Annotated in this window: 8 protein-coding genes and 2 pseudogenes; 2 read left to right on the top strand and 8 right to left on the bottom strand. The window is 42.6% G+C overall.

What is annotated here, in order from left to right; translation table 11 throughout:
• A pseudogene (locus ACYVHB_RS32500) lies at positions 1–1,400 on the top strand (T9SS type A sorting domain-containing protein); the annotation flags it as partial.
• A 532-nt stretch (positions 1,401–1,932) separates the two neighbouring features.
• On the opposite strand, the gene ACYVHB_RS32495 reads toward ACYVHB_RS32500, so the two are convergent.
• From ACYVHB_RS32495 to ACYVHB_RS32475, 5 genes are all read right to left on the bottom strand, one after another.
• Positions 1,933–2,838 carry an IS3 family transposase gene (locus tag ACYVHB_RS32495; protein ID WP_461056214.1) on the bottom strand — a complete coding sequence of 302 codons (906 nt, stop codon included), beginning with the start codon at positions 2,836–2,838 and terminating at the stop codon, positions 1,933–1,935.
• Positions 2,829–3,233 (bottom strand): hypothetical protein, encoded by a 405-nt coding sequence (locus ACYVHB_RS32490; protein ID WP_461056213.1) that lies wholly within the window; start codon positions 3,231–3,233, stop codon positions 2,829–2,831. The genes ACYVHB_RS32495 and ACYVHB_RS32490 overlap by 10 nt, the downstream gene beginning before the upstream one ends.
• 255 nt (positions 3,234–3,488) lie before the next feature.
• Positions 3,489–4,541 (bottom strand): toll/interleukin-1 receptor domain-containing protein, encoded by a 1,053-nt coding sequence (locus tag ACYVHB_RS32485; RefSeq protein WP_461056212.1) that lies wholly within the window; start codon positions 4,539–4,541, stop codon positions 3,489–3,491.
• A 383-nt stretch (positions 4,542–4,924) separates the two neighbouring features.
• Positions 4,925–7,306, bottom strand: a complete 2,382-nt coding sequence (locus ACYVHB_RS32480; protein WP_461056211.1) for a S8 family peptidase — start codon at positions 7,304–7,306, stop codon at positions 4,925–4,927.
• Positions 7,306–8,403, bottom strand: coding sequence for an AAA family ATPase (locus ACYVHB_RS32475; RefSeq protein WP_461056210.1), 1,098 nt, complete (start codon positions 8,401–8,403; stop codon positions 7,306–7,308). Before ACYVHB_RS32475 ends, ACYVHB_RS32480 begins: the two co-directional genes overlap by 1 nt.
• 514 nt (positions 8,404–8,917) lie before the next feature.
• Between ACYVHB_RS32475 and ACYVHB_RS32470 the strand changes: the two are divergent.
• Positions 8,918–9,316, top strand: a pseudogene (locus ACYVHB_RS32470) (IS5 family transposase); the annotation flags it as partial.
• A gap of 21 nt (positions 9,317–9,337) precedes the next feature.
• Here ACYVHB_RS32470 and ACYVHB_RS32465 read toward each other — a convergent pair.
• The 3 genes from ACYVHB_RS32465 to ACYVHB_RS32455 all read right to left on the bottom strand — a co-directional run bounded on the left by ACYVHB_RS32465 (position 9,338) and on the right by ACYVHB_RS32455 (position 12,326).
• Positions 9,338–9,694 carry a hypothetical protein gene (locus ACYVHB_RS32465; RefSeq protein ID WP_461056209.1) on the bottom strand — a complete coding sequence of 119 codons (357 nt, stop codon included), beginning with the start codon at positions 9,692–9,694 and terminating at the stop codon, positions 9,338–9,340.
• Positions 9,695–9,777: 83 nt separating this feature from the next.
• Positions 9,778–10,926, bottom strand: coding sequence for a hypothetical protein (locus ACYVHB_RS32460; RefSeq protein WP_461056208.1), 1,149 nt, complete (start codon positions 10,924–10,926; stop codon positions 9,778–9,780).
• A gap of 5 nt (positions 10,927–10,931) precedes the next feature.
• Entirely contained in the window at positions 10,932–12,326 is a 1,395-nt protein-coding gene (locus tag ACYVHB_RS32455) for a ComEC/Rec2 family competence protein (RefSeq protein WP_461056207.1), read from the bottom strand.
• Positions 12,327–12,754: the final 428 nt, after the last annotated feature.

The raw sequence follows: 12,754 nt of genomic DNA, 5'->3' as shown, positions 1-12,754 counted from the left end.
CGCCCGTTGCGCCCAGCATTCCCAGTCAGACGGCAACGGTTGGCATAGCTTATTTTCAGAACACGCCTTCGTTCACCGATCCCGATGGGCAGGCCATTGCCGTTCAGGCTTTTGGGCTGCCACCCGGCCTGAGTTATACGGGCACCGCCAGCGGTATTGTGGCCGGTACGCCTACTACGGCCGGCGTCTACTCGGTCTCGTTGGTGGGCACGGATCTGGGTAACGGCACCCTAACGGGCGGGCTGTCAGCTACCGCCGTTTATATCACTACTGTACTTCCGTCCTTGCCCGGTGGCGGTTCGCTCACGCTGCTGGCTCCGACTTATAACTGCACTACAGGGGCCTTCACCTTCAACACCAGCGGGGGGGATGGTTCACCAATTACTTATGCTGCAATCGGCATTACCGGTCCGACGACTAACCCTAACCAATTCGTTGATCAGGAACTGCGCACCGCTGCCGATGCACCCCTGATTACGCTGTCCGCTATCCAGAATGGCACACTCGTGACCTATGTGTGGAACATTCGCGCTCAGTGCCCGGTTGGTCCCGGCACTCCGCCCGTTACTCCACCAGGTGGTGCCCTGACGCTGCTGGCTCCGACTTATAACTGCACTACAGGGGCCTTCACCTTCAACACCAGCGGGGGGGGGGGTTCACCAATTACTTATGCTGCAATCGGCATTACCGGTCCGACGACTAACCCCAACCAATTCGTCGATACCGGTTTGCGCACCGCGCCTGATGCACCCCTGATTACCCTGTCAGCTACTCAAAACGGCACGACGGTGACTTACTTATGGAACATCCGCGCTCAGTGCCCAGTCGGTCCGGGTACTCCGCCCATCAACCCACCGGTTGGTTCAGCCTTGGTGCTGCTGGCTCCAACCTATAACTGCGCTACAGGAGCGTTTACCTTCAACACGAGTGGGGGCAATGGCAACCCGATTGAGTACCGGGCCGTGCCGGGCATCACCGACTGGACGACGAATCTCAACCAGTTTGTGGATGAAGGCTCGCGAACGGCTAACGACGTGCAACCCTTCCTCTTAGAGGCTCGTCAGAACGGGGTGGTTGTGAGTTTGGTGTGGGATTTGAAGGCCGCCTGTGGCCGAGCCCGGCTTGGGGCTGGTGAGCCGGAGCGTCGCTTGCGGGTGATAGTGCTGGGCAACCCGGTCGTGGGCGAGACGGTGCAAGTGGAGGTGAGCGGGGCTGAAGACCTGCCGCTGCGGGTGACCTTGACCAACTTACTGGGTGGCCCTGTTAGCGAGGAGTGCATCGGGCAGGCGGCTGCTATGGAACGGATTAGCGTGAAGTTGGGCCGTTCAGGGGGCGTATACCTGCTTAAGGTGAGTAGCCATAGTCAAACAAAGGTGGTGCGGGTGCTGAAGACAGAATAGCCTAATCAATCGGTTACCCATTGCCATCCAAACAAAAAGCCCGAATCGCTATGATTCGAGCTTTTTGTTTGGATAGACCAACACAGGGGAGGTACAACCGCTAGGGGAGGCTTATCAAAGTCTTTATGTGATGTTTTATTAGTCATGGGTCCCAAACGGCCGTTGCACCGATATTCGGCCCGCACCGGGATGCCAGTAGTGCGGCAGTCCGACCACGGCGTATGGGTTGCCCTGGCGCAAGCGTGCGATTTGGCAAAGCGACATACATTTACTTAACTGGTTATGCCTGATCACATTCAAATGAAGACACTCCTCGATTTTATAAATTTACGAGAATAGTAATTTGCCGTTATATTGGCTATGGAGCAGGCTTACTATAGGTTTTAACTATTTTGTATTTTTCATAGTTATTGTTCAGAAAAAGCAACTATTACGTGAACGCTTTCAGGCACTGTATCGTCCGGGAAAATGTTGACCGTTTTGAGTTAGTCCTGAAATACATTTACCCTTTTATTCATAGTCCGAATTTACGCTACTTTTTATCTTCTGAACCGGTTGGTTTATAATAGTTTTTCCAGCGTCGTTCCAGGGGACCATAACTGCTATGGGCCTCATTGGGGCTGAGCATGTTGCAGCTCAGATGCGGCCGCTTATAGTTGTAGAGAAACACCCCTCTCTCCAGTAGATCGTAGGCCTCCTCCAGGCTCCGAACCGGTTGATGACTCAGATACTCCTGCTTGAGAATTCCGTTGATACGTTCGGCAATTGAGTTCTCCAGTGGGTCCGAGTTTTCGGTCATACTAATCCGGATGTGGTAGCTATCAACGACCTGCACATACTCATCACAGCAATACTGGATACCGCGGTCACTATGGTGAATCAACTGCTTGCCCATTCGTTTGGTAATCTGCTTGAGGGCCATCTCCAGGGCTCGTCGACAATGTACCGCTTCTAAAGTAGCAGCCACCGCAAATCCCATGATCCGCCGGGAATAGACGTCGGTGATCAGAGATATATACAAATAGCCAGCCTCCGTCAACCAGTACGTGATGTCGGCGACCCAAACCTGATTAGGCCGTAGAATGGTCAAATTTTTAATCAGGTTTGGATACTTTCGGAAGCGATGACGCGAGAACGTAGTCATCATCTTACGCCTTTTCTTTCTGATTAACAGATGGTTAGCCGCTAATAAATCAAATAAGGAGTCACGTCCCATCTTTATTCCCCTTTCCACCAACTCTTCTTTCATTAGCTCGTAGAGCTTCTTTCCCCCTATTCTAGGGTGATCGCTTCGAAGTTGCTCGACCAAGCTTAACACCTGCTGATCCCGCTCCTCCCCCGTTATCTGACGGCTCTTGTGCTGGTAAAACGCCTGTCGACTAAAACCAAACAATCCACCTACCCGCCTTAGGCGAAAATGGGGGTAGGTTACTCGCAAGAGTTGGATGGCTTGGTATCGAACTTTTTTTCGATGGCGATGCCCAACTCCTGCTCGGCAACCCGGATGACGGTAGTATAGTAGCGTACCTGCATCTGAGATTGCTCGAGTTCTTTTTCCAGTTGCTTGACTCGTCCTGCTAACTCATCGGCTTTGTGAGCCATCTGCTCAACCAGGGTTGGCGGTGGCTGCTGACTGGCTTGTTTCATGACATCAGCGCGCTGGAAGTTCTCGTGGCGGACTCGATCCAGCCACTTCCTAACCGTGTGGCGAGTCAAAACGTTAAACTTGGCCATGGCCTGATCAATTGTCAGCCGACCCAGGTTGATCTCTTCAACCATTTGACGCATCTTAAGCTCATGCGCCTGAGTACGAAGCAAAAATAAGTGGTCCATCTGCTTGCGATGATGGTCAACCTATTCTCGGACAAGACACACCAATAGTAAGAGTCACCCTATTTCTCTATTCAACATTTAGCGTCCATTTGGCCAAGGGTTTTCGTGAACGATTTTATCAAGTACTAACAATAGTAAATATCACTCTGATTTTTAAGGGTTTACCCCGTTCAATAAATACATTTGACAGCCCTTTTATTGGACGATATAGGATCTGATCCGTTCTGAAATACCCCGATTGTGCCAATGTTATTATTAACTACGCTTTTGGTCATATTCATCAGTACGGTCTAACACCCAAACGAAAATACTTTTAATCAATTTATCAGACTTGAAAAATTCATTAGATATAGTATTACACCAAATGCTTTCGAGGTTATCATCTACAGTAAATGAAAAGACCTGATCGGGCGAAAAGACTGGATTTGGGCTATCTAGGCTAATTCTTCCATACATATCATGGTGTATATTCCCTTTATAATACCGTAATCGAAATTTTGAGTTTAATAAGTTTCCGTTATCTGGAAACCATAAAATGAGTATACAATAGCCAATGTCCGTATATAACACACATTTATCATAGTTTCCTAATCTGTCTGACTTGGAAAATGCTATACTTAGTACACTCGCTTCGGTATATTGCTTAACCTTTTCCTCAAGTGTGTTAATTAACTCATTAACGTATGCATTCGCCTTGATTATAGCGGCTTGTGACTGTAGGTACAATTCCTTCTTCCGTTCCAACTCCTGTCGTTTGCGTTGTTTTTGCCCACGAAGCGTGATGGGGTCAATAGAAGGAAGATTGTCGAAGTCAGGTATGGAACCAAGAGTAGGTTTCTTGATTTTTTTAAAGCCATAAATTTCTTGAGCTAGTTCCAACAAATATGCTTCATACAGATCATCCCTTTCCATTGGCTGATAAACCAAGGTTTTTAGATATCCTGGTATACTTGACTCCTTGGTACCTTGCCGTAAAACCGCAATAAATTTGTCATTTTCTGCCTGAAGATCGTAGAGCTGTGCGGTGATTAGGGAGTGTTCATATCCAACTCCTCCCTCTGATGTCATAGCCTTCTTTTTATAGATTGGTGTACATATCGATAATACCTTGTCGGCTACTTCTATGGACCTCTCCATAAAAAGAGTCAGCGACTTTCCCAGTGCCAGCTCATATTGATCTAGAAGTACAAAAATTCCATATATCTCAGACAAGTCGTCCGCCAGTTTGCGAACCCATTCTCTATGCTCTGGATTTTCTCTGGTTTCCCAAGTATATGAGATAAAAACGGTTTTTCTATTTGCTTCCATGTGAACTGCGGCGGTTGCTTTAGTTAGCTACCCAAATGTACAGGATAGTCTGTTTTAGTGTTTATAATATTGTATCAATGTCCGAAACTCTCAAAATTACTCTCCAACTTATTAACGCGAATATCAAAAATTGTATTGGTATATAAAGATGCTAATGATAAGATTTATACGTTAGAATGAATTTTCTGAATTTTCAAGGAAACTTAGACCACTTCAAGTCGAACTAAGTACTGATTTAAAAGTTGATGTTATAATATTGCAATCGGGGCTTTCATAAAACTCACATTCTTTAAGATTTACAAAGCTAACTTTACGAACGTAATATCTTTTTTTTGTACAATTTATCACTGAATTAAGCTTTTTACCGTAGACGATTTGAAATATTAACGACCCACCCTTAATCTGTTTCGTAAATTTATATTTGAATGTATGAAGTTATATGAATCAAGCATTTGTGTTACATGATCATAAACTTTATGCTTCCGATTTGGGTCACGAATTGTAATTGCTAAACAGAACTCCTGACCTAGGCTATAATTATTTGCCTCTGCTTGTGTTGTTACTGCATCCCGATACAAGCCTTGAATCTTTAGATACCATTTTTTTGGAGCTAGTAAGGCTTTGTCCTTACTTCCTGGTGTCATTTCTTCAAGTTTCACCGCATATTTTTTTACTGGTTGATATTTGTCGCCGTATTTTAGTAACATTCTTTCTCTTGCAAATTCTCCAACATTTTTTACTCTGTAGCGTGACGGATATAATTGATCATATAAAACGTTAATGTTACCGTCTAAGCCTAATGGATTTGGTCGAGGCCTGCCATTTTGTTTAAATCGTTTTTTCAAAGAATCATAAGTACCTAGCATAACTTCTAGATCTGATTGACAATATTCAGCTCCCTGGTTACTATCTAATAATGGATTAGTGACAAGTGTCGCGATTATTTCACCATAGTAATGCCCATTTTCGATTAGACTTTGTGGAAACGGGAAATCTGTTATCTCTATAAAATTTCCCTTTTCTAAATTATCTCGCATAATTATGGTAATTTCATATTGGTCATTAAACAGAATATCATCTATCTTTCCCGGAATACCATATCCCATCTGTTTCACCCGTTCGTTGAAGGGTAAGTCAAGCGTGGCCGGATATTTAGCTGAATGAATTATTAGAGTCTTAATTAACAATGGATCAAATTCGCCTTCCAATTGGTGACTTAATCCTGCAGCTAATCCTGCTACTCTTGGGGTTGAAAAGCTTGTTCCAATGTTTCGACTAATCTGGCCATCTGCGGAAAACGATTTTACTCCTTCGAAATCAATTCTTCCATTTGATGGATTGACTCCTGCATTGCCACCAACATGACTTAGATCTGGCTTATTGATATAACTGGGGCCTTTGCCAATTCGAGAGAATGGTGAAGGGTGAAACGGTTCTGCTTGCTCAAAACCTGTCCGTTTATGAGATACAGAACCGACTACTAATGACAGTACTGTATCAGCTGATCTCGAAATTCTTGATCTTGGTAAACCTCTAGAAAAGTTTTTACAGTTACCTGCTGATTTACAGATTAATATAGCGAACTCTTGTTGGATAGCATCCAGAAAAGTACCAATGTCGGAAAATTGATATAAATCAGCTTCTGTATCTAATCCCAATGATAAATTCCAGACTTGAATATCTGTATTATCTTCTACAGCCTCCCGTATATAATCTATTAAATCGCCTTCTTCTACTTCACCTTTGTACAAATCACTAAATACAGTTGCATCAAACAGTCGACAACCTTCTAGTCCTGTTAAAGAATCTTTTTCTAATTCGTCCCCATAAACTAAAACACCCGCAACAAATGTCCCATGCTCTCGGCGTGTTCGATCATCGGGCACTTTCTTTAATGTACGCTCAAGGAGCCAAGGTTTAAGGTGAGGGATCTGGGCTATCCCAGAATCTAAAATGCCAACTATTGGATAATCTACACCACTCTGCGGCTGTTTTATCGTAATTTCTTCAGCATCAGTATTAAAATTGTCTGCCGTGACAGTATATTTCGGCATAAAAGTCATTGACTCTAGCGCTTCAAAGGCTTCGATTTCTTTAATTGAATCGGCGGTTACTTTTGCGAGACGAAAAATTGTTAATTCTGGTGTGTATTGGATAGATCTTGCCTCGATTTTCAATTCAGAACACAATGAGGTGAAAGTTTGATTAACGGCACGGTTTACTTCAAAGTCTTTAAAATTAATAAGTTTAACTTTCAATGGTTCTAAGTCTGCATTCATAGACTGTTCCAACTCAATTATTGGCTCAAATTGAGTCAACTCCGTAACAGCTGCTACACCTTTTTGGTAACGAACTGGACGATCTAGTCTACGGCTAACAATGCTTGAATCTGCTGGTGAATTAATTTTTACTAATAATTCAGCTTCATTTGTGAAACCTATTAAATTGTATGTTGTACCTGTATTAAACAAACCAGCAATATCGGCACGATGCGATTTAGCAATAGCGGCTTCATTTAGCTGAACCTTTACGACAGCCGGTATAAATTCTCTTTCTTTTTTTCGATTAATAAATGAATCGGTAACTTCTTTCAGAACTTCTTGAATCAATTCTGCCCGCTCTTCTAGTTCTTCCATTGACAATAAAGCCCAGGGTGGTAAATCTTTGTTACCCATACCCTCAGTTCTTCGGTCATCGGTTTCAACCCGTTTGCTAAATAGCTTTACTGGTAAATTCTTTTTTGAAGAGGCATCATCCGTGTTCATTAGGAGCGATTATTTAAATGATTTTGAACTTGCCTTAACGATATTTTCAATAGGTCTGCTATAGACTGTTGAGTTACGCCGTGTTCATTTAAAAACCGAACTAAGTCTGTTTGGCTATAATTATTGTTGTGCTTGAATAAGAAGATTTGTAACAACAAATCCTCAAGCCGAACCATTAGTTGCTGGTTGATAATGGATTTTGCAACGGTTGCATGGCAAATCGACCGAATATCTGAATGAGAAAAACCGTAGCACAGATTGGTTAAGCTATCTAATAATTTCTTTGGTAAGTGAGCAATTTCATCATTTAGATCACCCAAGAAAGTGGATAGTAAGACAGGGATTTCATCCTTTTCGGGTATAGTAACTTCAATAATATGCTGAAATCGACGCCAAATTGCTCTATCTAATAGTTCTTGATGATTGGTAGCAGCAATAAGGATGCCTTGATTGGCGAATTCATCCATATTCTGTAATAAGCTATTAATCACCCGCTTTAATTCGCCTAATTCATGTTGGTCATTCCGAGCTTTTCCAATCGCATCAAACTCATCAATAAATAATACACATGGACGACTGCTAGCATATTCAAATAGCTTCCTTATATTTTTTGCCGTACTACCTAGCAGAGAAGAAATCAAACTATCAAATCTGGTAATAATTAAAGGAAGGTCAAGAACTGTTGCGATATAGTGAGCAATACTTGTTTTGCCACACCCTGGAGGACCATATAGAAGAAGTGTAGAAGCAACATCAACTCCACGTTTTCGCAGCTCATTTCGATGAGTGAGCGTAGCCATGAAATCGGTTAAAGCTAGCTGAACTGAGGGATTAAGCTGTAATTTGGGCAAATCATTACCTGGCATAATCACATCTGCCATATTCAACCGGCTATCCTGATCAACAGGAGGAGAAAACAGTTGGTCTTGAAACACCATCCCCCCTTTCTGGTTTCGTAATACCTTACTAATCCGGTCAGCAAGCTTAGCATCACCTTCCTTCCTTAAATTTTCTTCCAACAATCGTGCGTAGCTGGACACCTTTGCTGAGTCACGATTTAAACCTCCTTCTATGATTTTAAGAATCTCCGTATGCATAAGCTGTGACATTTATCTCGCTTTCTGAGATAAATGTATCGATTTGTCATGCAAATATCACAAATATTGCAATAATATTGCAGATAAGTGAGATATTTTTTTCATTTGCACGAAGCAAGGCCAAAACCTATGATGATGTATGTTTGTGAAGAATCTGCAAGTCAACTGGCAATGGACTCATAATGAAACCAGTAATTGCTAATAACAGTAGGTATATTACTGAACAGATAAAGCCAATCCGCTGATGACCTAAAGTGATGTTGAATAGATCCGAGGAGGATCGTAAGAATCAATGTCGTTTAAACGAAAAAGGCCAGCAGCCGCCAAGCAATACTGCCGGTTCCGACGATGGGCGAAGACAGGCGTCTGGCAAAACGTCTTTGAGGCCTTACAGGAGCCAGACTTAGACTGGCTGATGATCGACTCGACAGTCGTGCGGGCACATCAACACGCAGCCGGTCAAAAAAAAGTGATCCTGCCAGTGAGTGTTTAGCCGGGCCGCCGGTGCGGCCAATCGGTGGGCGGCTGGAGCACCAAGATTCATGCTACAGTCGATGCCTTGGGCAACCCGCTACGCATCATTCTGACGGTGGTTGAGCGGGCTGCTATCACCCAGGCGGAGGCTTTATTGGCTGACTATCAAGTGGATGCGGTCTTAGCCGACCGGGGTTATGACGCCAATTCGTTGGTTAATGCCTTGCAAAAAGCAAACGTCGAAGTGGTCATACCCGCTAAAAAGAGTCGGCTTGAGTGCCGGCCTATCGACGAGAATCTGTACAAGGATCGTAACAAAGTAGAGCGTTATTTTAACAAACTCAAGCAGTACCGGCGGATAGCTACCCGTTACGAAAAGACGGCCAGTAGCTTTGTGGCATTCGTCTATTTAGCATCGGTCATGATTTTGCTCTTGTAATTGTCCACGCGCCCTAAGAGGTTATCCCGATATGAGCTTAATTTCCCCTTTTACAATATCAACTAAAACGGTTCTCTCATCCCCCGGTAGGTTATTTCCAACTGTCTTTTTGGGACGGACAGTAAAAGCCTGAGTCGTGCTGGCAGGCGTAGTTGAATCTGTACTAAGTGCTGATTTCTTAGTTGAGTCAACCCCTAAATACTTCTCTTTGAGCGATTCAACTGCTGAACCGGTGTATTTTCTGCGAAGTGTTGTCATTGAATCGGCAGATCGGGGAATGGCTTGAAATGAATCTGCCACTACTTCTGGCTTCTTCTTGACAATCTCCATGCCTGGCATTGCTTCATGTATGATTTGTACTGCTGTTTTTTTTGCCATAACACACCTCCTCTTTGCTAAGGATAACTTGCTGATAGCCCCAAAAAGTTTAATTGGTACAATATATGTATATAAATTGTGTTTTACCAACCAAATCCTAAACAGGTAAACTGATGAAAGGTTTTCAGTTCAGCAGCTTGTCCAAATGGATCAGAATCCGATGTTCGATTTGGCATATCACGAATATAATCTTTCTTTGCCATGAAAAGTGCTTTTGCTGGAGGAATCCCATTTCGGATATTTTTCCAAAAAGCTTCGTGCATCGGTTTTCCTCCGTTATTATAAGGAGGAATATTTGGGGAGTAATGAGATCCAGTACATCCTACAAATGCCTGAGCGCCAGCTAACAAGTATGCTATTGGGATAGAGGTTTCAGGCCCTCGTGATTTAACAATGGTACCTGGTTGTGCTAATACAGCAGGAGTAGAAACCGTTAATGCTCCCCAACAACAACCAGTAAGGACAATCGTTCCAGGTGTCGATTTGGGTATATTGGCAATAGTAATTGCGTCAAAACCAGACGTATCTGCTAATTCACCACTATAGCGTGTACCGTCTAGGTTAGAACCATGAAGCATATAATAGACGGCACCGCGAGGTGAGTTAGGCAAAATATGGGCTGGGCCAAACGTTGCTGAAACTTCTAAATTACCAACACTGCCGGGTAATAAGGGAAATATACTATCTGCGAACGGACGGTTTAAATTCCGGATACCAAAGCGCTGATTTGGAGAAAAGTTTTGAGTTTGAAGAGCCGAAATGACCACAGCAGCTGAATGGCCATCTGGTATACGGCTTACAGGAAGTTCTGGCAAAAAATCTCCATCACGATCACCGTATATATCATCACTCCAGACAATAAAATTGTCTTGGTCTTGTATAATGTCTTTCGTTTGAATCAATCGTTGACGTAAAGCAATGTCCAAAACATCTAATCGTAACGCAGGAACAACATCATATCCCCCCAAGATGACAACCCCGACAAGTTTCGAATTTTGTAAATGTGGCCGCAGTGCTAAAGCGGCTTGCTCAGCAGTATTAGCATCAATGGGTAAGTCTATCAATTGTAAGTTTGTGTCATTAATAATCGCTTGAAGAATCTGATTAGTTTCTACCGTTCCAATATTACGGGCAAGCTTTGAGCTGGATGTAACAATAATTAAATTAGGTAGTATTCTACCATTACCAATGATTAAGCTATCAGATCGTGTTTCTTTAGGTGGAGTAATCAAGTTTGTTAGTCTTCCTGATTCAGCTTTTTTTTTTCTGGATCAATATCGATAGTTAGGGTCACTCTAGTTGATGAATGCGGGATTTTTATTATCACCTCGACTATTCCAAGCTCGTCAACAACCTGTTGTCCAATGGAAGGCAATATTGGTTTAGCAGGTTTTAGTTGCATAAGTTCGTTTTTAGACTCATTTATCGAAGAAGGACTTTCCAAATTATCTTTCTGTGGTTTTGGGTTTACAGTGAAGTCATTCATTTTACCTCGACTAATTATTAATTGAGGTTGACCTTGAAAATTTACTGTTATAAGCCCATTGCGATCTGTTCGCGCATACTGTAATTGTGAATGATTAGCATCTAATAATTTTAAAACCACAGGATCAGGATGAACAGGATCGTTAATGCCACCTGAATGAGCAAATAATTGTGTGGGCGTCCATTCTGCCAATAGAGTTTTATCGAATCCATTTTTAGAGCTGTGATGGGGCAGTTTGATGAAATCATATGGCCCAGCGTCAATGATTTGTTTTCTTAATTCTTTAATTAATGGAATAAGGTTCTCATTTTCAGGGTCAACAAGTTGCATATCACCTGCTAAAAGTGCTCTCTTTCCATCAACCTCAAAAGCTAAAACGATACTCTGATTGTTAAGAGCCGCTCCATCGCGACTCTTATCATCTATCAAGACTGGATGAACTACATTAATAAAACGCTTATAAAGCTGGACACAGTCATTGGCGGAATCATCGGCAGGAAAGATTTCGGAAAGCTGATCCCCTACAATTCCCAATGTTGTTGCAATTTCTTCAGCACAAATAAGTAATTGGTCTTGAGTCGGGCCTAAAACTTTTAATCCTAAGTCGGCAAATGCTTGTTCCAATTGAGCAATTTTAGAATCTGGGTCACGTCCATACCGAATGATATCAGTTCCTTGGCTTAAAAGGTCAGCAAGCATTCCTTTGTATTTATCTTCAAGGGTTAATGCATCATCTAAAAACTGAGCAATTTCTAAATCTGGCAAATCAGAATAATCTTCCTCACGTAATGCATAAAGTACCGATTTGTTAGAATCAGTCAAATGCAGCGCATCAGTAGGGCCAGAACCGTCGACACCCACTCCCCAGCCCATTTTTTCATCAGCAACCAAAGCCGTATCAACTTTTAAATCCCCCCTAGAAATCATATTCGGCAAATCTCCTATATGATCTAAATGACAATGTGTCACTACCAACAAGTTGATTGAGAAGGGAGGCTCCTGATTCAATAATTTCTTCAATTGAGGAAGAATTCGAGGGCGATCTCCTGGATGCGCCCCATCAATCAGAATTTTGTGATCATTATGAGTTATTAGGATACAGTCACCATATTTTGTAGTTCCGACATCAAGCAAATGAATTTGCATAACAGCTTAGGGCTTAGAATTCTAGAGTTGGTTTAGCTTTGATAGGATAGGTTAATGATTCAATTGGAATCAACCTCAAACGTGGATCATCTGATCCGGTAAAACTACTTTATAAATCATTCTTTATATGCAATAAAATTGGAGCTTTTGAAAATTGATATATCAAATTTTTTAGTAATATTTGTTTAATCGTTCATTTAAACCACGACTAGGTCAGGAATACTGAACTATTAAACTGAACGGGTTTATTGAACGCAAAAAGGACCGTTTCAAGCCCCTTCTCTCCTACTCAGTCGCCGTTCAGAAAAACGTCCGATTCTGGCCGGGGCTGGTCAGGATGAAAATGGGGAGTGAAGCCCTATTTTTGTTCCCCTTCTAACTTGACTGCGCGAGAATGACCTTTAGCTAGATCCTGCTCGTTGGGTGGC

Source organism: Spirosoma arcticum, from assembly GCF_054779955.1.
This window is presented reverse-complemented; position numbering and strand designations above follow the sequence as displayed.